Raw genomic sequence first — 21508 nt, 5'->3', positions numbered from 1 at the left:
TTTAAAAGATTAAAAGAAGCAGTCTACGCCAGCATCTAAAAATATCTGCTGATAATCGGTAAGATCCTCAGGATGCAATGCTTTCACATTCTCATAAGCATAAGTCTTACCGAGTAAATGATACTTGTTTTCACCGAACTGATGAAATGGAAGTAGCTGAACTTTCTTTGCACTCACTTTATTTAGTAAAGCAGCGATCCCTTTTGCGTCATCCAAAGAATCATTGAAATCAGGAATCACAGGGATTCGAGGAAGAACTTCAATTCCTTGAGAGATCGCCCATGCTAAATTTTCAATGATCTGTTCGTTATGGACATGGGTTCCTTCATAATGTTTATTACTGTCATAGTGTTTCACGTCAAATAAAAGCAAGTCAAACATCGGAGATAATTCTCTAAAAATCTCTTCCTTGATATATCCAGTCGTCTCAATCGCAGTATGAATCTTATGTTCTTTTAATTTTGCAAGCAATGCTTTTACAAAATCTGGCTGAACCATTCCTTCGCCACCAGAGATTGTCACACCACCGCCAGATTCTTCATAGAAATCAATATCTTGAAGACAGACTTTGATAACTTCCTCTACATCTTTTGTTTCTCCTTCATAACTTAAGGCCTTTGCAGGACAGTTTTTTACACATTGAAGGCATCCAATGCATTTTGATGGGTCAACGTTTACATAGCCGTCATCTCCCATAGAAATTGCATGATTTGGACAGACATGAGTGCAAGTACCACAATGAGCACATTTTTCTCTGTCATATAAAATCTGAACTTGACTTAACTGTGATTCTGGATTTGCACACCATTTACAACGCAGTGGACAGCCTTTCAGGAAAACAGTTGTACGGATTCCTGGACCATCGTGAATGCTGAATTTTTGTATATTAAAAACAATACCATTTGTTTGCATGATAATTAAATTTCTCCTTTCATTTTCTATGATATATTCTAGCATAGAAGTTGCGAACTGTAAATATAATGCTTACAAATGAAAGGAATATAATGAATAAATGAAAATAAATATTGACATATTCGAAAAATATGGTAAGATAGAAGTATCAAAAAACGAAATATATAATAAGACTTAGGAGGAGTTTTTATCATGGAATTTATTTTAGATACAGTGAATCTTGAAGAAATCAAAGATGGTGTAGACCATATGCCAATTGCTGGAGTAACAAGCAATCCATCAATCGTTAAAAAGACATCACCAGAAGATTTCTTTGGACATATGAGAAAAGTTCGTGAGATCATTGGAAAAGAAAGAAGCCTTCATGTACAGGTTATTTCATTAGATGCTGAGACGATCGTTAAGGAAGCTCATAGAATCTTAGAAGAGATCGATGATCAGGTATATATCAAAGTTCCTGTTTCATATGAAGGATTAAAAGCAATCAAGATCTTAAAATCAGAAAGAGTTAATGTAACAGCAACAGCAGTTTATGATCTGATGCAGGCATACTTTGCCTTAGCAGCAGGAGCTGATTATATTGCACCATATGTAAATCGTATCGGAAATCTTGGAGCAGATCCTATGGAATTGATCAGCAACCTGCAGGACCGCATTGAAGATGATGGATATGACTGCAAGATCGTAGCAGCATCATTCAAAGGCGTTGAACAAGTGAAGAATGCATTTAACTATGGAGCAGAAGCAATCACAGCACCATATGCAGTATTAAAACAGGTATTTGCAAATCCTAATATTGACAAAGCAGTTACAGACTTCAACAATGACTGGTACGCAGTTTATGGAGAAGGAAAAGGAATCTGCGACCTATAATATAAATAAAGAAGATTTTATGATATACTGATTAGGAAAGAGCCGCAAGACGGCTCTTTCCTAATATATAGGGCAAGAAAGGAAAAAGTTTTATGACAGATAGACAGACGAAAATTCTTGAAATTGTAAATCAAAAAAAGAAAGTAGAAGTTGCAACATTATCAAAGATGCTTGAAGTATCTCAGGTAACGATTCGAAAAGATTTAGATGCATTGGAAGAGCTTAATTTTTTAACAAGAGAACATGGTTATGCAACAATGAAGAATATGTCAGATATTAGTAATCGTATGGCTTTTTGTTATGAAACAAAGCAGCGGATCGCAGCCAAAGCAAGCGAGATCGTATCAGATGGAGAAACGATCATGGTAGAATCAGGTTCAAGCTGTGCACTGCTTGTAAAACAACTTTCTGAAACGAAAAAAGATATTACGGTGATCACAAATTCATCATACATCGCACGATTTATCAGAGAATCTGAGGGTGGAGTTACAAAGGTTATTGTTCTTGGAGGAGAATACCAGAAAGAAGCAGAAGTTATGGTTGGACCATTAGTAAAAACCTGTGCAGAAGCTTTTTATGTAGATAAACTGTTTATGGGAACAGATGGATATATTCCTGGAATAGGATTTACTAGTGGGGATATGTTAAGAGTAGAAGCTGCCAAGAGTATGATGGGCTCTGCAAGGAATTCGATTATTCTGACAGATTCTAGTAAGTTTTCAGAACATGGAGTTGTCATGCAGTCAAGATTTAAGGATATTGATATGGTATTTACCGATGACCAGATTCCATCAGAAGCAAAAGAAGTGTTGGAGCAAAATGGTATTACGGTAGAGATTGTACCAAGATAGATATATTAATAAGAAAAAAGAGATAAAATCATACAAAAACCCGGAACATAGATTAAGGATCAGATGTTTCGGGTTTTCTTTTATAATTAAAGAATATCAGGGTATATGTAAATCCAATTTTTCTAAAATATAAGAGGTATAAGGATCAACTTCATTTATCTGAGAAAAAACAGATTGTATTTGTTTGGTTTCTTTGGTATGCAGTGATTTTGAACAAGCAACGATAAAAAATAAGAATAAAATAGAAAATCCAATTCTTAATTTTAAAAAGGACCAGTAAGTAGGAGTTTGATCTTTCTGATTATTTAAATATCTGTGAAAATCATGGTTAGAATTTAATCTTTGGTAAGTATTATTAAGCCGTGTTTGTTCTATATTAAAGTTCATATTTTTATGCATGAAAAGTACCTCCTTTTGTACATTCTATTCAAAGAAGAAAAAAATTGAACAAATTTTCAAAAAAAGTAAAAGAAAAGGTTGACATTAAAATGCGAAAGTGCTACTTTAAATATAGATGTTAGCACTCGACATAAATGAGTGCTAATAACAGGAGGCGAAGATATGGAGTTAAATGATCGTAAGAAGTTAATATTGAAAGCGATTATCGCCAATTACCTTGAAACCGGTGAGCCGGTAGGATCAAGAACCATTGCAAAACATCCGGATTTAAATCTAAGCTCTGCGACGATTCGTAATGAGATGGCAGATCTGGAAGATATGGGATTTATCTTACAGCCTCACACATCCGCAGGAAGAATTCCTTCCGATGCAGGATATCGTTTTTATGTAGACCAGCTGATGAGTGAGCGTGACAATGAGCACGAAGAGAAACAGGCATTGATTCAGAGAGTTGATAAGATGGAAGTCTTATTAAAGCAGGTTGCCAATGTATTAGCAAGTAGCACGAATTATGCAACGATGGTTTCTTCTCCACATTATCAGAATGTGACATTAAAGTTTGTACAGCTGTCTCAGGTAGACCATGAACATCTGCTTGCAGTAATCGTCACACAAGGCAATATCGTAAAGAACAAGATGGTCCAAGTCGAAGAACCGCTTTCTAATGAAGATGTTCTGAAGTTGAATGTGTTACTTAATACATTTTTACAAGGACTATCCTTACAAGATATCAATCTCGCACTGATTCAGACGATGAGAGATCAGGCAGGAATTAGACAGGATGTGTTAGAACGGATTCTTGAAGAGATCGCCAAAGCGATCCATGATGCAGATCATATGGAAATCTACACAGGAGGAGCAACCAATATCTTAAAATATCCGGAACTTGGAAATCCGGATACAGCAACAGAGCTTCTTGATACGTTAGTAGAGAAGAAAGCCTTGACACAGTTGGTTGATTCAACACTGGAATCAGATTCCGATAATCACACAGGAATTCAGGTTTATATTGGAGAAGAATCTCCAGTTAAGAATATGAAGGATTGCAGTATCGTAACTGCAACCTATGAACTTGCAGAAGGTGGTACAGGTACTGTTGGTATCATCGGACCAAAGAGAATGGATTACAAAAAAGTCGTTAAGACTTTAAAGAACCTCACTGAGGAATTAGATGATATTTTTAAAGACAAATCTTAAGAAAGGAAGTGATGTGATGAGTAAGAAAAACGAAAACATCAACGAAGAAGTAAAGAATGCAGAAGAGACTGCTGAAGATATAAAAGATACAGAGACAAAGGAGGAAACTTCCAAAGAAACAAAGGAAGCAACCGCTGATGACAAGATCGCAGAATTAGAAGCGTCCGTAGCAGACTGGAAAGACAAATACCAGAGACTGATGGCAGAATTTGAGAACGCAAGAAAGCGTACAGCGAAAGAAGCCACACAGCGTTATGATATGGGAGCGATGGGAGTTTTAGAAAAACTTCTGCCAGTCATTGATAACTTCGAGAGAGGCTTAGAAGCCGTATCTGAAGATGAGAAAGATTCCGCATTCGTTAAAGGAATCGAACAGATCTACAAACAGTTTACAGCTGTGATGGAGGATCTGGGAGTAACACCAATGGATGCACAAGGAAAAGAATTTGATGCAAATCTTCACAATGCAGTGATGCATGTCGAAGATGATGATCTCGGTGAGAACATTGTTGCAGAAGAATTACAGAAAGGTTACATGTACAAAGAAAATGTATTACGCCACAGTATGGTAAAAGTAGCTAACTAATATTTATATTATATATAGAAATAAGAAGAAATCTTAGGAGGACATAGATCATGGGTAAAATTATTGGTATTGACTTAGGAACAACAAACAGTTGTGTAGCAGTTATGGAAGGTGGAAAACCAACCGTTATTACAAATGCAGAAGGTATGAGAACAACACCATCTGTAGTAGCATTTACAAAAACAGGAGAACGTGTGATCGGTGAACCTGCAAAACGTCAGGCAGTTACAAATGCCGAAAAAACAATCGCTTCTATCAAACGTCATATGGGAACAGATTACAAAGTTCAGATCGATGATAAAGCATATTCTCCACAGGAAATTTCAGCAATGATCTTACAGAAATTAAAATCAGATGCTGAAAACTACTTAGGAGAGAAAGTAACAGAAGCAGTTATCACTGTTCCAGCTTATTTCAACGATGCTCAGCGTCAGGCAACAAAAGATGCTGGTAAGATCGCAGGACTTGAAGTAAAACGTATCATCAACGAACCAACAGCAGCAGCATTGTCTTATGGACTTGATAACGAAGAAGAACAGAAAATCATGGTATACGACTTAGGTGGTGGTACATTTGATGTATCTATCATCGAGATCGGTGATGGTGTCATCGAAGTATTATCAACAGCTGGAGATAACAAATTAGGTGGAGATGACTTTGATAATGTTATCACACAGTATATGTTAGATGAATTCAAGAAACAGGAAGGTGTTGACTTATCAACAGATAAGATGGCAATGCAAAGATTAAAAGAAGCAGCAGAGAAAGCTAAGAAAGAATTATCTTCTGCAACAACAACAAATATCAACCTGCCATTCATCACAGCAACAGCTGAAGGACCAAAACATTTTGATATGAATCTTACAAGAGCAAAATTCGATGAATTAACAGCTCATTTAGTAGAAAGAACAGCAGGACCTGTAAATTCTGCATTAAATGATGCTGGAATGACAGCTTCTGAATTAAGCAAAGTATTATTAGTTGGTGGTTCTACACGTATCCCAGCCGTACAGAGTAAAGTACAGCAGTTAACAGGAAAAGAACCATTTAAGGGAATCAACCCAGACGAATGTGTAGCAATCGGTGCATCTATCCAGGGTGGTAAATTAGCTGGAGATGCTGGTGCCGGTGATGTACTTCTTCTTGATGTTACACCATTATCACTGTCTATCGAGACAATGGGTGGAGTTGCAACACGTCTGATCGAAAGAAATACAACAATCCCTACAAAGAAGAGCCAGATCTTCTCAACAGCAGAAGATAACCAGAGTGCTGTAGATATCAACGTTGTACAGGGTGAAAGACAGTTCGCTAGAGATAACAAGTCTTTAGGAAGATTCAGATTAGATGGTATCGCACCTGCAAGACGTGGAGTGCCTCAGATCGAAGTAACATTCGACATCGATGCAAACGGTATTGTAAATGTATCTGCAAAAGACTTAGGAACAGGAAAAGAACAGCATATCACGATTACAGCTGGATCTAACATGTCTGACGAAGATATCGATAAAGCTGTAAAAGAAGCTGCTGAATTCGAAGCTGCAGATAAGAAACGTAAAGAAGCAATTGATGCAAGAAACGAAGCTGATTCTATCGTATTCCAGACAGAGAAAGCATTAGAAGAAGCGGGAGACAAAGTAGATGCTACAGAAAAAGCAGCAGTAGAAGCTGACTTAAAAGAATTAAAAGATCTTGTAGAATCTACAAAAGATCAGGAAATGACAGATGCTCAGGTTGAAGATCTGAAAGCTAAGAAAGACAAACTGATGACAAGTGCTCAGAATTTATTTACTAAGATGTATGAAGCAGCAGCACAGGCTCAGCAGGGAGCTCAGGGAGCAGCAGATGCTGGAGCTAATCAGGGAGCAGCAAATGATGATGTTGTAGATGGTGACTACAAAGAAGTATAATTTTAAAGAGAAGGTAGACTAAAAATGGCGGAAAAAAGAGATTACTATGAGGTGTTGGGAATTGACCGCAATGCCTCAGCATCAGAAATAAAAAAAGCCTACCGAAAACTCGCCAAGAAATATCATCCAGATACGAATCCTGGAGATAAAGAAGCAGAAGCCAAATTTAAAGAAGTAACAGAAGCTTATGAAATATTAAGCGACTCTGAAAAGAAAGCGCAGTATGACCAATATGGTCATGCTGCCTTTGAGCAGGGTGCTGGTGGATTTAATGGCGGCGGATTTGGCGGTTTTGACTTCGGTGGTGATATGGGAGATATCTTTGGAGATATTTTCGGCGGTATGTTCGGTGGAGGAAGCCGTGGCGGGGCCAGACAGGCAAACCGTCCAACACAGGGAGCACATGTTCGCGCAAGAATCCATGTAACATTTGAAGAAGCAGTATTTGGTACATCAAAGAAGATAGAAATTACATTAAAAGATGAATGTACTACATGTCATGGAACCGGTGCAAAACCAGGAACCAATCCAGAGACATGTCCAAAATGTCAGGGACGTGGTCAGGTCGTATTTACACAGCAGTCCATGTTCGGAACTGTTCAGAATGTTCAGACATGCCCAGATTGTCATGGATCAGGTAAGATCATTCGAGATAAGTGTCCAGATTGCCATGGAACAGGTTATATAAGCAACCGTAAGACAATTGAAGTCACAGTACCAGCAGGTATTGACAATGGACAGAGTATCCGTATCCGTGGAAAAGGAGAACCAGGTACAAATGGGGGACCAAGAGGAGATCTGTTAGTAGAAGTAATCGTAGAACGTCATCCAAAATTCCAACGCCAGGATACAACCATCTACTCTACAGAACCAATTTCCTTTACACAGGCAGCTCTTGGTGGTAAGATTCAGATTCCAACTGTGGATGGACCATATGAATATACCATCAAACCAGGAACTCAGACAGACACCAGAATCCGCTTAAAAGGAAAAGGTGTGCCAATGGTACGTAACAAGAATGTACGAGGAGATCACTATGTAACACTCGTAGTTCAGGTACCAGAACATTTGAATGGAGAGCAGAGAGCAGCTCTTCAGAAATTCCAGGAAGCAATGGGTGAAGTTCCTAAGAAGGAAGAAACTCATAAAGAACATAAAGGATTCTTTGGAAAACATAAAAAATAATCAAAATTAATGAATTGAAAAGTTCTATAAAAAAGCGATGAGAGAATTAATCTTTCATCGCTTTTTGTCATAATATATTTTATAAAATTTAAGAGATCAGGTCTTTTATGACTTTTATGAAAAGATCAGATGATTTAGAGTGTGAACGATTCCATTTTCGTTATTAGTAAGTGTAACTTCATCGGCACATTCTTTTAATTCATCACAGGCATTACCCATTGCAACACCATGACCGGCCAGCTTGATCATTTCAAGGTCATTTTTTGCATCACCAAAAGCAATGATCTGATCAGAATGGATTCCAAGTTTTTCACAAACCTTTAAAAGCCCGGTTGCCTTACTTGTACCATGAGGGACTGCTTCAATATAAAAGTCAGCACTCTGTACAAAATCAAGAATTCCTTCATAAGGTTTCCCAATCACTTTAAAGACATCTGGAAGTTTCTCAGGTTCAATCGCAGTAAGAATCTTAATTAATGGGAAATCCAGACAATCGATCAAAGAAGGAACCTCTACACAGTTCATAGAGTCATTTAAAGCTTCTTCACGGACACGGTAAGCATTTTTATCTGTTACATATAAAACATTTCCATCATCGATCATTGGAATAACTGGAAAATTTCCAAGATATTTTAAAACTTCAACAGCAAGCTCATGAGGAATTGCATTTTCATATAGAGTCTCGTGATTTGTAGTATCAACAACTTTTCCGCCATTGTAGGAAACAAGCATACCATGATATTTTTGGAGATTAAGAGCATCTCTGGCATGAAAAAGACCGGGAAGAGGACGGCCGGAAGAAATTGCAACTCGAATTCCCATTTCTTGAGCTTTGATCAGTGCCTGGATCGTTGCTGGGGAAATTGCAGGTTCATCATTGTAAAGAGTTCCATCAAGATCTACAGCGATTAATTTATAATTCATAACATAATCCTTTCTTTAGTTAACACCATGACAATATTGATGCATGATATCATAAAACAACTTTAAATATTATAACTGGAATTAACGAGTGTTGTAAAGTGGTAAAATATATCATTATATGTATACAACATACAGTATAAAAATACTAATAGAAATTAAAAATAAATTTATAAATAATAAATTAAGAGAAAATTTATAAAAATGTAATGATTTTGCAACAAAATATGTATACAAAAGGCATATAATGTCCATGATCCATTCAAGAAGATCTTTGTGATCAGACAAAGATCTTAGGCACGGTATGTGGAAAGGAGAACATTATGTTAATGAGAATGAAAGAAAATTATTATATAAAAAAATGTTGTGGAGATTTTGTGTTATTAAAAAGAAGAAAGAATCAAGAAAAATGTAAAAAAGTATTGGAAAGAGTCGGTGTATATGGTACTCTTAAAGAGACGAAAGAAGCAATCATCAAAGAGATGATCAAAGACGAAGTCAATCATCGTAAGACGGAACCACTTTATAAATTGATTCCCTTAATGCGACAGATGTATGACAGATTTTATGAAGAGAATATGGAGTGTTGTTTCGTTGGATAGTCAGGAAGAACATGTCTTTGTTGGCATTTTCGAATAATAAACAACAGAGAAAGCAGAAGGTTTATGGAGTGCCTTCTGCTTTTTCGTGTTTTTCCAGCAAGAAGATTTTGTCCTCTATAGGTAAAAAGGATGCCATAAAGAAAAATGATAAATATTTTGAAAAAATAAAAAACGTTGTAAAAACAACAGACTTTCTTCGAAGCATCGATTATACTGACGATACAGTAAAGGATAAAAAGTCAAGAAAAGGAGAATAGAAATGATTCGTAGAATTATTGAAATTGATGAAGATAAATGCAATGGATGTGGGCTTTGTGCTGATGCATGCCACGAAGATGCAATCGGAATGGTTGATGGAAAAGCGAAGTTATTAAGAGATGATTATTGTGATGGCTTAGGAGATTGTCTGCCAAATTGTCCAACCGGAGCGATCAGTTTTGTAGAGCGTGAGGCAGCTGCATATGACAGAGAAGCAGTCGAAGCCAATATGAAGAAAAAAGCCCAAATGGCAGCAAAAGATAAAGAAGAAAAGCCAGTATTCCATGGATGTCCAGGAACAAGGATGAAGATGATAAATCATAAGGAAGAAGTACAGACAGAGCAGTCAGTACATGCATCTTCCCAGTTATCCCAATGGCCAGTTCAGATTAAATTAGTACCAGTCAATGCACCATATTTTAAAGATGCCAATCTTTTGATTGCAGCAGACTGTACAGCTTATGCTTATGGAAATTTCCATCAGGAATTTATCAAAAACAGAGTGACACTAATTGGATGTCCAAAACTTGACGAAGGAGATTACAGTGAGAAATTGACACAGATCATTGCTAATAATGATATTAAGAGTGTAACGATCGTAAGAATGGAAGTTCCTTGCTGTGGAGGACTTGAAAATGCAGCTAAGAAGGCAATTCAGGATTCTGGGAAATTCCTTCCATGGCAGGTGCATACAATTTCCATTGATGGACAGATTTTATAGTCATAGAATTATCAAAGAAATTAATAAAAACAATAGGAAAAAGAGAATTCTAATAAAGAGGGGATTCTCTTTTTCTTGTATTCCATGCTTTTCTATGATACACTAATTAATTGATATGTTATGAATACGAAATAGAAAAATAAGATAGAAAAAGAAAGGAAACACAGTGTCATGGGATGGAATAAAATTACAATTGATACATTGACATCAGCGGAAGACATGATTAGTTATGAACTTACAGAACTTGGTGCAACAGGTGTGGAAGTTGAAGATCATGTGTCATTGACAGAAGAAGAGATGAAAGTTATGTATGTGGATCTTCTGCCAGACGATATTGCACCAGATGATGGGAAAGCAAAGATCAGTTGCTATTTTGATGAGAATGAGAACTTAGAACACATCACAATGCAGATTCAGGCAATGCTTGAAAGACTTCGTGGATTTATGGACATCGGAGCTGGAACAATTTCATTTGATAAGACAAAAGAAGAAGACTGGGTAAATAACTGGAAGAAATTTTTCAAACCAATCCGCTTAGATGAACAGATCGTGATCAAACCAACATGGGAGACATTAGAAGATCAGACAGAAGATACGATCGTAGTTGAGATCGATCCAGGAACAGCATTTGGAACTGGGTCTCATGAAACAACAAAGCTTTGTATTGAAGGAATGAAACCATACATTAAAGAAGATACAAAGATTTTAGACGTTGGATGCGGAAGCGGAATTTTATCAATTATCGGATTAAAACTTGGAGCCGGACATGCGGTTCTTACAGATATCGATCCACATGCGATTTCAGCTTCAGAAGAAAACTTTGAAGTAAACCATATCAGTAAAGATCAGTTTGAAGTTTATCAGGGAAATGTATTAGATGATAAAGAATTTGCAGAATCCTTGGGATCAAAATGTTATCCAGTTGTTGTAGCAAATATTTTAGCAGACGTTATCTCTCCGCTGATTGAGATCGTAGATCAGTTTCTGGCAGAAGACGGAGTATTTGTTATTTCTGGTATCATTGATACAAAAGAAAAAGAAATTGCTGACAAATTAAATGCATATGGTTTTGATGTCATTGAAACAAGAAGAATGAAAGACTGGGTTTCTATGACAGCGAAGATGAGGTAAGAGATGTACCGATTTTTTATAAAAGAAGAACAGATTCATGATGGAATGATTGAGATCATGGGAAGTGATGTAAATCATATTAAGAACGTTCTCCGTATGAAAACAGGAGATAAGGTTTATTTAAGCAATGGATCCGATTTGGAATATGAATGCAGCCTTAGTGAATGGACACAAGATTCGATTCTTGCAAAGATTGAAGATGTCCATGGAATGGAAACAGAACTTCCAGCAAAGATTACGCTGTATCAGGGACTTCCAAAAGGTGATAAGATGGAGATGATCATCCAGAAAGCCATAGAATTGGGCGTGACAGAGATTGTTCCAACTGCTATGAAACGCTGTGTTGTAAAACTTGATGCCAAGAAAGCGGCAAAGAAAGTAAGCAGGTGGAATACGATTGCACTAAGTGCGGCCAAACAGGCAAAACGTGGAATTATTCCAGAAGTTCGTGAGGTAAGAAGCTTTAAAGAAATTTTAGAGGAAGTAAAAGATATTGAATTGATGCTTGTTCCATATGAAGAAGCAAAAGGAATGCAGGAATCCAAAGAGCTGATCAACAAGGCAAAAGGGAAGAAGTCTATCGGAATCATTATCGGGCCAGAAGGTGGATTTGAAAAAGAAGAGATTGAACAGCTCAAAGCCGTAGGCGGCAAAACAATGAGCCTTGGAAAGCGTATCTTAAGAACTGAGACAGCAGGAATGACAGTTTTATCTATTTTAATGTTTACAATAGAAGAATAGAGGAGAAAGTGACATGATTTATTTTGATAATGCAGCGACAACCTGCGTATTTCCAGAAGTTGTAGAAGCAATGCAGGACGCAATGCAGGTCACGTATGGAAATCCATCTGCGAAACATATGAAAGGTATTGAAGCAGAGAATAAAGTAAAAGCTGCACAAGAATTAATTGCCAAAACATTAAGAGCAAAACCAAAAGAGATTTTATTTACCTCTGGAGGAACAGAATCAAATAATACAGCAATCATCGGAACAGCGATGGCCAATCGTCGCAAAGGGAAGCATATCATTACAACAAAGGTAGAACATGCATCTGTATATGAACCAATGTATCATCTGGAAGAAGAGGGATATGAAGTGACATATTTAGATGTTGATGCAGAAGGAATCGTTGATCTTAAGCAGTTAGAAGAAAGCATTAGAGAAGATACGATTCTTGTATCCTGTATGATGGTTAATAATGAAATTGGGGCAATTGAACCAATTGAAGAGATCGCGAAGATCATCAAAGCAAAGAATCCGAATACGATCTTCCATGTGGATGCGATTCAGGCATACGGAAAACTCCCGATTATTCCAAAGAATATGGGGATCGATTTATTATCCACAAGCGGTCATAAGATTCATGGACCAAAAGGAATCGGATTTTTATATATCAAAGAAGGAACAAAGATTTCTCCAATTATTTTTGGAGGTGGACAGCAGAAAGGAATGCGTTCTGGAACTGAAAATGTACCGGGAATTGTAGGATTAGCTGTTGCATGTGAGAAAATGATTGGTAAAAAATATGAGAATGCTGAAAAGATCCGAGAAGTCAAAGAATACTTTCAGGAGAGGATCAAAGAGATTGAGGATATCAAGGATAATTCAGGGAAAGCACCACACGTAGCAAGTATCAGTTTTAAAAAATTAAGAAGTGAAGTTTTGTTGCATGCTTTAGAAGACAGAGAAATTTATGTATCCTCAGGATCTGCATGTTCATCTAACAAGAAACAGGCAGTCAGCGGAACATTAAACGCAATCGCATTAAGTGATGAATTTAAAGATGGAACACTTCGATTTAGTTTTTCCATTGAGAATACAAAAGAAGAAGTTGATCAAACGATCGAGGCATTAAAAGAATTAGTTCCAATGCTTCGAAGATTTGTAAGAAAATAAAGTCATAAAAGAAAATAAAGGAGAACAATATGAAAGTAACCGCATTTTTGATCAAATACGGTGAGATTGCCATCAAAGGTAAGAACCGTTATATGTTTGAAGACGCATTAATGAAACAGATCCGTCATGCAATGGCACCAGTCGGGGATTTTAAAGTAAGAAAAGAATCCGGACGTATGTTTGTTGAAGCACAGGATGATTTTGATTACGACGAAGCAGTTGAAGCATTACAGAGAGTCTTCGGTATTGTTGGAATCTGTCCAATGGTCATTGAAGAAAATAAAGATATGGAACATTTGACAGAAACAGTCATCAAGTTTATTGATGAGCAGTATCCAGTCAAAGATTTTACTTTTAAAGTTCATGCAAGAAGAGGAGACAAACAGTTCCCGCTTGACTCCATGGCAATCAACATGGAAATCGGAGGACAGTTATTAGACGCATTCGAGGGAATCAAAGTAGATGTGCACCATCCACAGGTTATGGTAAATATCGAGGTGAGAAAATATATCTATATTTATTCTCAGGAGATCAAAGGACCAGGTGGAATGCCAGTTGGAACTAATGGAAAGGCAATGTTATTGTTATCCGGAGGAATCGACAGTCCTGTTGCTGGATATATGATCGCAAAACGTGGAGTACACATTGATGCAACATATTTCCATGCACCACCATATACAAGTGAGAGAGCAAAACAGAAAGTTGTAGATCTTGCAAAGATCGTAGCAAAATATGCGGGACCGATCAATCTACATGTTGTAAACTTTACAGACATTCAGTTAGCAATTTATGAGAAATGTCCGCATGAAGAATTAACGATCATCATGAGAAGATATATGATGAAGATTGCAGAACATTTTGCAAATGAAGGTGGAAGCCTCGCTTTGATCACAGGTGAGAGCATTGGACAGGTAGCAAGCCAGACAATTCATAACTTAGCAATTACAAATGAAGTATGTAACATGCCAGTATTTAGACCATGTATTGGTATGGATAAGCAGGAAATCGTTGATATTGCAGAAAAGATCGGAACATTTGAGACATCTATTCAGCCATTTGAAGACTGCTGTACGATTTTTGTCGCAAAACATCCGGTTACAAAAGGAAACTTAAAGAGAATTAAGAAATCAGAAGAACATCTTGATGATGTGATTGATGATTTAATGAAAAAAGCCATTGATTCTACAGAAATCATTCATGTAAAATAAATGGCTTAAGCTGATCAAGTATGTCATCAGTCTCATCCGAATCAATCGAAAGCGTTAAAGACTTAGAAAGATTGAGACTTAACATACTCATCAGTGATTTTGCATCCACGACATAATCATTGGCAACGATTTCAAAAGTGCCAGAATGATTGTTCAGGATATCGACAAATGAGTATAGCTCTTTGATGGAATTCAGTTTGATCAATGTATCATACATGGGATAATACTCCTTCCAATTAACAAGGATAGTGTACTCGCATTTGCCGAAAAAGTCAACTAAGAAAGGAATTGTATGAATTTACAAGGAAAAAGAGCAGCTATTGTAACACTTGGCTGTAAGGTAAATCAATATGAAACAGATGCCATGTATGGAATGCTTAAAGAAGCAGGGGTTACGATGGTTGATTCGAAAGAGGCAGCAGATATTTACATTGTAAATACATGTTCCGTAACAAATATGGCGGAACGCAAATCAAGACAGATGCTTCATCGTGCTAAAAAGAAGAATCCAGATGTTGTAGTAGTAGCTGTTGGCTGCTATGCACAGGTTGGAAAAGATGAATTATCAAAAGATACTAATATTGACTTGATCGTTGGGAATAATAAAAAGAAAGACCTGATTAAGATTTTAGAAGAACATATGGGAGAGATGGAATCTGTTGAAGAGTCCATCGAAGTCATTGATATTGCACAGGATCAGGAATATGAACCTTTATATGTAGAACAGTTAAAAGAACATACAAGAGCGTATATCAAAGTTCAAGATGGATGTAACCAGTTTTGTTCTTACTGTATTATTCCTTATGCAAGAGGAAGAGTGCGAAGCCGTAAGGTAGAAGATATCTTAGAAGAGATTGCGAATTTAACAAAACATGGGTGCCAGGAATTTGTTATTACAGGAATTCATGTAACTTCTTATGGAAAAGATCTTGGAGATATCACACTGATCGATCTGCTAGAAGAGATTGCACAAATTGATGGGGTCAAAAGAATCCGTCTGGGATCATTAGAACCTGGATTTATTACAAAAGACACATTAGATCGTCTTTCAAAGATTGAAAGTTTTTGCCCACATTTCCATCTTTCATTGCAGGGTGGATGTGACAGTGTGCTAAAAAGAATGAATCGTAAGTATACAACACAGGATATCAGAGAAAAATGCAAAGCAATCAGAGAACATTTTGAATATCCAGCACTTACAACAGATATTATCGTTGGTTTTCCAGGGGAGACAGATGAAGAATTTGAACAGACAAGAGAATTCTTAGAAGAGATCAATCTCTATGAGATGCACATATTTAAATATTCTATCCGTAAAGGAACACGTGCAGCAGATATGAAGCCACAGATCGATGATCAGATCAAAGCAAAACGCAGCAATATTTTACTGGAAATGTCAAAACAACATCAGAAAGCATTTGAGACAAAACAATTAGGAATGGTCAAAGAAGTGTTGATCGAGGAAAAAATGCACGGAAAAGATCATTATTATACGGGGCACACAAAAGAGTATATGAAAGTTGCACTTTACAGTGAAGAACCATTAGAAAATAAGATCATTAAAGTAAAATTACTACAAGTTTTAGATGATGGATATGTGCTGGCAAAGTGTTAAGTGAATGGAAAATTTTATGATTTCCATTGCTATTTCATACATTTTATATTAAAATGATAAATAAATGAAAGGGACGTGATAATTATGGATAATAATCGAACACAACATTTTTCGGTTGTAAAAGAAGAACTGGATGTACACATGATCTTAGAGCGTGTATACGAAGCACTGCAGGAGAAAGGATATAATCCTGTCAACCAGATGGTAGGATATATTATGTCTGGAGATCCAACATACATTACCAGTCATAACAATGCAAGAAGCATCATCAATAAAGTTGAACGTGATGACTTGATCGAGGCATTGCTTGAGAACTATATTGAGACAAGATTAAAGTAGAGACCGTGATATTATGAGAAGAATATTAGGGTTAGATTATGGGACAAAGACGGTCGGAGTAGCATTAAGTGATGAACTTCGCATTACTGCACAGCCGCTTGAGACGATTACAAGAAAAGATGCGAATAAGTTAAGAAAGACATATGCAAGAATTGAAGAATTTGTGAAAGAATATGATATTGAGAAGATCGTTTTAGGACTCCCAAAGAACATGAATAATACAGTAGGTGAACGCGGAGAAGATACTCTATCTTTCCGCGATGCCTTAGTGCGTCGTACAGGATTAGAAGTAATTCTATGGGACGAGCGCCTGACAACAGTAGCATCAGAGAAAGTGCTGATGGAGAGCGGCGTAAGACGCGAAAACCGTAAGAAAGTGATCGATCAGATCGCTGCATCTATGATTTTACAGGGATATCTTGATTCCCTATAGGAGGAATAGACAATGAGTAAAACAGATAATAAGATTCTTTTTCTGGACGAAGATGGATCAGAGATTGAATTTCGTGTCATAGAACAGACAACGATCGCAGGACATACCTACCTTTTGGTAGAAGATTGTGAAGCATCAAGTGAAGATGAGAGCGTTGTACTGATCATGAAAGAAGTGCAGCTAGAGGATGATTATGTGTCCTATGAGATCGTAGAAGACGATAAAGAACTGGATATGATCTCAGATATTTTTAATGCATTACTAGATGGACTTGAAGTGAGTTTATAATATATATAAGAGTGTTTAAAACAATAGATTGTCAGACTTACAAAGATATGGAGGAAGAAAGTTGAAGGACAATCAGGTAAGACAGCAGGCAAAAACAAAACGAAACAATTATTATTCAAATGATAACAAGAGATCATACAATAAGAATAATTATCAGGCAAGAGGAAGAAGACCAATGCCTAGAAGAAAGCCTAGCTCAGTAAAGATCATTCCACTTGGCGGACTCGGCCAGATTGGAATGAACATCACAGCATTTGAATGCAATAACCAGATTTTGATCGTGGACTGTGGACTTGCGTTTCCAGATGAAGATATGTTAGGAATTGATTTAGTTATTCCTGATATCACATATTTAAAGGACAATGCAAGCAAGATTCGTGGACTGGTTATTACCCATGGTCATGAGGATCATATTGGGGCGATTCCTTATTTTGAGAAGGAATTGAATGTACCGATCTATGCTACAAAACTTACAATGGCACTGATCGAGAATAAATTAAAAGAACACGGTATCTTAAATAACGTGGAACGCCATGTTGTAACACATGGTGACAAAGTAAAACTTGGAATCTTTAATGTAGAATTTATTAAGACAAATCACAGTATTGCGGATGCAGCAGCACTTGCAATCACAACACCAGCTGGTGTGATCGTGCATACTGGTGACTTTAAGATTGATCATACTCCATTATTTGGAGAAGCAATCGATCTTGCAAGATTTGCAGAACTTGGAAGTAAAGGGGTTCTGGCACTGATGGCAGATAGTACGAACGTAGAACGACAAGGCTATACACCATCGGAGAAGAATGTAGGTAAACGTCTGGATAGTCTGTTTGCAGAACATCTAAAAGGACGTATGATCATTGCAACATTTGCATCGAATGTGGATCGTGTACAGCATATCATTAATTCCGCACATAAGTATGGAAGAAAAGTTGCAGTAGAAGGACGGAGCATGGTAAATATTATCTCAACAGCGTCCGAATTAGGGTATATCAAGATTCCAAAGAACACATTAATTGAAACTGATCAGATTAAGAATTATCCTGACGATCAGATTGTTTTAATCACAACAGGAAGCCAGGGAGAGACAATGGCAGCATTATCTCGTATGGCAAACTCAACTCACAGAAAAGTATCCATCGTACCAAGTGATACGATCATATTCAGCTCAAGTCCAATCCCTGGAAATGAGAAGAATATTTCAAAGATTATGAATGAACTTGCACTAAAAGGTGCACAGATTGTATTTGAAGATACACATGTTTCTGGGCATGCGTGCCGTGAGGAATTAAGACTTATTTATGCACTGACAAAACCTAAGTATGCAATTCCTGTTCATGGAGAATATCGTCATCTGATGCGTCACCGTGAACTTGCTATTGAGATGGGAATTCCAAAGGAGAATGCATTTGTACTTGCGGAAGGTGATATTCTAGAGCTTAATAAGAGACAAGGAAAGATCACTGGAAAAGTTCAGGCAGGAGGAATCCTAGTTGACGGACTTGGAGTTGGAGATGTTGGTAATATCGTATTGAATGATCGTAAGATGCTGTCTCAGAACGGACTGATCATTGCAACTGTCACATTACAGAAACATGGTAATGTAATTCTTGCAGGACCAGATATTGTATCTCGAGGTTTTGTATATGTTAGAGAATCAGAATCTTTGATGGAAGGTGCAAGAGAAGTTGCAAGAGATGCGGTCGAAGAATGTTTAGAACGTAACATTACCGACTGGGCAAGAATCAAGACAAAGATCAAGGATGAGCTTAGCAATTATATTTGGAAGAAAACAAAGCGTAATCCAATGATTCTTCCAATTATCACAGAGGTTTAAGATGAGTCTTTCAAAACAAAAGAAATTCTTTGAATCAGAAGCATGGCAGCTGTTTTTTAAGACATTAGGCAGAGCATTTTTAATCTGTGCGATTTTCTGTATTTTCTATGGAGCATATTTTGTGGCAGAACAGACATTTTCTAATCAGCCATATAATGCACAGAGCCATAAGAAGGTAACGATCAGCGTCACAGAGAATGAGTCAGAAGAGGAAGTTGCCGAAACACTCGTTTCAAAGAAACTGATTTATGGAAAGGCAAGATTTGTGATCCGCAAATATTTTTCAAAATACAAGAAGAATTCATTTCTTCCTGGAAGGTATGAATTTACACAATCACAGGGAATGGATGATATCATGGGTATTTTATGCGGAGATCACGTATCAGAGGAGATCATACAATGATAGTGGATTTAAATATCACAGAATATATCCGCTCATTGATGAAAGAAGAGAAGAATGATCTAAGTAAGATCGAAGCAGAGGCCAGAGTCAATCACGTTCCGATCGTCAAACCAGAGACGAAAGAACTTTTAAGGACTCTGGTCCTTTTAAAGAAACCGATGAAGATCTTAGAGGTAGGAGCAGCGGTTGGGTTTTCTTCTCTTTATATGAATCGTTACCAGCCAGAAGGTGGAACGATCATAACCATTGAGCGAAATGAAAAACGAATCAAGAAAGCAAAAGAGAATATCAAAAATCAGGGAAAAGAAGATCAGATTACATTGCTTGAAGGTGATGCAATTGAGATTTTAAAAGAATTAGATGGAAAGTATGACCTTATTTTTGTGGATGCAGCGAAGGGACAGTATATTCATTTTTTAGAAGATGTATTAAGATTATTAGCACCAGATGGTGTTTTAGTATCTGATAATGTACTTCAGGATGGAGATGTAGCGAAATCACGTTATGCGATTGAACGAAGAGACCGTACGATCCACAAACGAATGAGAGATTATTTATATACGATCAAGAATCACCCACTGTTAGAGACAACGATCCTTCCAGTAGGAGATGGAGTAGCAATCAGTATTAAGACAGGAGATAACGAATGAGAGACGTTGAATTATTAATTCCAGCAAGTAATTTAGAAGTATTAAAAGTTGCTGTATTATATGGTGCAGACGCTGTTTATATCGGTGGAGAGATGTATGGACTACGTGCCAAAGCGAAAAACTTTTCTATGGAAGATGTCAAGGCCGGAATCGAATTTGCACATAAACATGGAGTGAAAGTTTATATCACAGCCAATATCGTAGCACATAACGAAGACTTAGAAGGAATCAGGAAATATTTCGAAGAATTAAAAGAAATCAAACCAGATGCACTGATCATTTCTGACCCAGGAGTCTTTATGATCGCTAAAGAAGTTTGTCCAGATATCGACCGTCATATCAGTACACAGGCAAATAGCACAAACTATGCGACATACAAGTTTTGGTATGATCAGGGAGCAAGTCGTGTTGTATCTGCAAGAGAATTATCTCTGGAAGAGATTAAGGATATTCGTTCCCACATTCCGGATGATATGGAAATAGAATCATTTATTCACGGAGCAATGTGTATTTCCCATTCTGGAAGATGTCTGTTAAGTAATTACTTTACAGGAAGAAATGCAAATAGCGGAGAATGCACACATCCTTGCAGATGGAAATACTCCGTAATGGAACAGACAAGACCAGGAGAATATATGCCAGTATATGAAAATGAACGTGGAACATATATATTTAACTCCAAAGACTTAAATATGATCGAATACATCGACCAGATCTTAGATGCCGGAATTGACAGCTTAAAGATTGAAGGACGTATGAAAACAGCACTGTATGTTGCAACCGTTGCAAGAACATACAGAAAAGCAATCGATGACTGCAAAGAATCTGTAGAGAAATATAAAGCAAATATGGATTACTACAAAGAAGAGATTGCAAAATGCACATATCGTCAGTTCACAACAGGATTCTATTTCGGAAAGACAGATGAGACATCCCAGATTTATGACAGTAATACTTATATTAAGAATTGCACATATATCGGAATTGTTCAGGGACATAATGACAAAGGATACGCACTTTTAGAGCAGAAGAATAAATTCTCTGTTGGAGAGACAATCGAAGTCATGATTCCAGATGGAACAAACAAAGAAGTTGTTGTAAGAGCAATTGAAGATGAAGACGGAAGAGCTATGGAATCCGCACCACATCCAAAACAGATGGTATATGTTGATTTTGGAGAAGAGATTAAAGATGGATATCTTTTACGCAGACAAGAAGTTGTAGAAGAAGAGAATTAAGATCTATCAACAAAGAATTCAGAATAAAGATGGAAAAGCACTTTTCTAAGT

General features: G+C 37.0%; 24 protein-coding genes. 20 read left to right on the top strand and 4 right to left on the bottom strand.

Features of this window, described 5'->3' with window-relative positions:
- Positions 1 to 9 precede the first annotated feature (9 nt).
- Positions 10 to 912: a glycyl-radical enzyme activating protein gene (locus tag KE503_RS08535; protein WP_212385006.1), complete on the bottom strand. Its 903-nt coding sequence runs from the start codon at positions 910 to 912 to the stop codon at positions 10 to 12.
- 192 nt (positions 913 to 1104) lie between these two features.
- Between KE503_RS08535 and KE503_RS08530 the strand changes: the two genes are divergently transcribed.
- Complete coding sequence (locus KE503_RS08530; RefSeq protein ID WP_212385005.1) at positions 1105 to 1785, top strand: fructose-6-phosphate aldolase; 681 nt, start codon at positions 1105 to 1107, stop codon at positions 1783 to 1785.
- A 92-nt stretch (positions 1786 to 1877) separates the two neighbouring features.
- On the top strand, positions 1878 to 2636 hold the full coding sequence (locus KE503_RS08525; protein WP_022375323.1) for a DeoR/GlpR family DNA-binding transcription regulator: 759 nt from the start codon (positions 1878 to 1880) through the stop codon (positions 2634 to 2636).
- A 96-nt stretch (positions 2637 to 2732) separates the two neighbouring features.
- Here the strand turns inward: KE503_RS08525 and KE503_RS08520 are convergent, their stop codons facing one another.
- Positions 2733 to 3035: a hypothetical protein gene (locus KE503_RS08520; RefSeq protein ID WP_022375324.1), complete on the bottom strand. Its 303-nt coding sequence runs from the start codon at positions 3033 to 3035 to the stop codon at positions 2733 to 2735.
- 162 nt (positions 3036 to 3197) lie between these two features.
- Between KE503_RS08520 and hrcA the strand changes: the two genes are divergently transcribed.
- The 4 genes from hrcA to dnaJ are packed head-to-tail and all read left to right on the top strand — an operon-like array spanning position 3198 to position 7913.
- Entirely contained in the window at positions 3198 to 4232 is a 1035-nt protein-coding gene (gene hrcA / locus KE503_RS08515) for a heat-inducible transcriptional repressor HrcA (RefSeq protein ID WP_172674566.1), read from the top strand.
- Positions 4207 to 4818 carry a nucleotide exchange factor GrpE gene (gene grpE / locus KE503_RS08510; RefSeq protein ID WP_055198209.1) on the top strand — a complete coding sequence of 204 codons (612 nt, stop codon included), beginning with the start codon at positions 4207 to 4209 and terminating at the stop codon, positions 4816 to 4818. The genes hrcA and grpE overlap by 26 nt, the downstream gene beginning before the upstream one ends.
- Positions 4819 to 4868: 50 nt before the next feature.
- Positions 4869 to 6728, top strand: coding sequence for a molecular chaperone DnaK (gene dnaK, locus KE503_RS08505; RefSeq protein WP_055198207.1), 1860 nt, complete (start codon positions 4869 to 4871; stop codon positions 6726 to 6728).
- A gap of 24 nt (positions 6729 to 6752) precedes the next feature.
- On the top strand, positions 6753 to 7913 hold the full coding sequence (dnaJ, locus tag KE503_RS08500) for a molecular chaperone DnaJ (protein ID WP_055198205.1): 1161 nt from the start codon (positions 6753 to 6755) through the stop codon (positions 7911 to 7913).
- A 114-nt stretch (positions 7914 to 8027) separates the two neighbouring features.
- Here dnaJ and KE503_RS08495 read toward each other — a convergent pair whose 3' ends face one another.
- On the bottom strand, positions 8028 to 8837 hold the full coding sequence (locus KE503_RS08495; RefSeq protein WP_212385004.1) for a Cof-type HAD-IIB family hydrolase: 810 nt from the start codon (positions 8835 to 8837) through the stop codon (positions 8028 to 8030).
- Positions 8838 to 9157: 320 nt separating this feature from the next.
- On the opposite strand from KE503_RS08495, the gene KE503_RS08490 reads away from it, so the two are divergent.
- The 6 genes from KE503_RS08490 (at position 9158) to thiI (ending at position 14651) form a co-directional block, all read left to right on the top strand.
- Positions 9158 to 9436 carry a hypothetical protein gene (locus tag KE503_RS08490; protein ID WP_022374103.1) on the top strand — a complete coding sequence of 93 codons (279 nt, stop codon included), beginning with the start codon at positions 9158 to 9160 and terminating at the stop codon, positions 9434 to 9436.
- Positions 9437 to 9695: 259 nt separating this feature from the next.
- Entirely contained in the window at positions 9696 to 10415 is a 720-nt protein-coding gene (locus tag KE503_RS08485; RefSeq protein ID WP_117945037.1) for an ATP-binding protein, read from the top strand.
- 171 nt (positions 10416 to 10586) lie between these two features.
- Entirely contained in the window at positions 10587 to 11546 is a 960-nt protein-coding gene (gene prmA / locus KE503_RS08480) for a 50S ribosomal protein L11 methyltransferase (protein WP_022374106.1), read from the top strand.
- A 3-nt stretch (positions 11547 to 11549) separates the two neighbouring features.
- Positions 11550 to 12287 (top strand): 16S rRNA (uracil(1498)-N(3))-methyltransferase, encoded by a 738-nt coding sequence (locus tag KE503_RS08475; RefSeq protein ID WP_212385003.1) that lies wholly within the window; start codon positions 11550 to 11552, stop codon positions 12285 to 12287.
- A gap of 13 nt (positions 12288 to 12300) precedes the next feature.
- The gene (locus KE503_RS08470; protein WP_022374108.1) at positions 12301 to 13443 is read left to right on the top strand and encodes a cysteine desulfurase family protein; all 1143 of its coding nucleotides are present in this window, start codon (positions 12301 to 12303) and stop codon (positions 13441 to 13443) included.
- 29 nt (positions 13444 to 13472) lie between these two features.
- The gene (gene thiI, locus KE503_RS08465; protein WP_055198198.1) at positions 13473 to 14651 is read left to right on the top strand and encodes a tRNA uracil 4-sulfurtransferase ThiI; all 1179 of its coding nucleotides are present in this window, start codon (positions 13473 to 13475) and stop codon (positions 14649 to 14651) included.
- Here thiI and KE503_RS08460 read toward each other — a convergent pair.
- Complete coding sequence (locus KE503_RS08460) at positions 14635 to 14868, bottom strand: HPr family phosphocarrier protein (protein WP_022374110.1); 234 nt, start codon at positions 14866 to 14868, stop codon at positions 14635 to 14637. The two genes, thiI and KE503_RS08460, sit on opposite strands and share 17 nt — an antisense overlap.
- Before the next feature lie 75 nt (positions 14869 to 14943).
- Between KE503_RS08460 and mtaB the strand changes: the two genes are divergently transcribed.
- The 8 genes from mtaB (at position 14944) to KE503_RS08420 (ending at position 21457) form a co-directional block, all read left to right on the top strand.
- Entirely contained in the window at positions 14944 to 16266 is a 1323-nt protein-coding gene (mtaB, locus tag KE503_RS08455) for a tRNA (N(6)-L-threonylcarbamoyladenosine(37)-C(2))-methylthiotransferase MtaB (protein ID WP_212385002.1), read from the top strand.
- Between the two features lie 84 nt (positions 16267 to 16350).
- Positions 16351 to 16605, top strand: coding sequence for an IreB family regulatory phosphoprotein (locus tag KE503_RS08450; protein ID WP_055198193.1), 255 nt, complete (start codon positions 16351 to 16353; stop codon positions 16603 to 16605).
- Positions 16606 to 16618: 13 nt separating this feature from the next.
- Positions 16619 to 17038: a Holliday junction resolvase RuvX gene (gene ruvX / locus KE503_RS08445; RefSeq protein ID WP_212385001.1), complete on the top strand. Its 420-nt coding sequence runs from the start codon at positions 16619 to 16621 to the stop codon at positions 17036 to 17038.
- A 12-nt stretch (positions 17039 to 17050) separates the two neighbouring features.
- A complete protein-coding gene (locus KE503_RS08440) occupies positions 17051 to 17326 on the top strand; it encodes a DUF1292 domain-containing protein (protein ID WP_022374638.1) in 276 nt (91 codons plus the stop codon).
- A 175-nt stretch (positions 17327 to 17501) separates the two neighbouring features.
- Positions 17502 to 19166: a ribonuclease J gene (locus KE503_RS08435; RefSeq protein ID WP_055198321.1), complete on the top strand. Its 1665-nt coding sequence runs from the start codon at positions 17502 to 17504 to the stop codon at positions 19164 to 19166.
- Position 19167: 1 nt separating this feature from the next.
- Positions 19168 to 19569 carry a hypothetical protein gene (locus tag KE503_RS08430; protein WP_055198191.1) on the top strand — a complete coding sequence of 134 codons (402 nt, stop codon included), beginning with the start codon at positions 19168 to 19170 and terminating at the stop codon, positions 19567 to 19569.
- Positions 19566 to 20219 carry an O-methyltransferase gene (locus tag KE503_RS08425; protein ID WP_212385000.1) on the top strand — a complete coding sequence of 218 codons (654 nt, stop codon included), beginning with the start codon at positions 19566 to 19568 and terminating at the stop codon, positions 20217 to 20219. Before KE503_RS08430 ends, KE503_RS08425 begins: the two co-directional genes overlap by 4 nt.
- Complete coding sequence (locus KE503_RS08420; RefSeq protein WP_212384999.1) at positions 20216 to 21457, top strand: peptidase U32 family protein; 1242 nt, start codon at positions 20216 to 20218, stop codon at positions 21455 to 21457. The genes KE503_RS08425 and KE503_RS08420 overlap by 4 nt, the downstream gene beginning before the upstream one ends.
- Positions 21458 to 21508: the final 51 nt, after the last annotated feature.

Source organism: Anaerostipes sp. Marseille-Q3525 (assembly GCF_018223505.1).
GTDB lineage: Bacteria > Bacillota > Clostridia > Lachnospirales > Lachnospiraceae > Anaerostipes > Anaerostipes amylophilus.
Note: the sequence above shows the minus strand (reverse complement) of the source record. Positions and strands in the feature narration are given on the sequence as shown.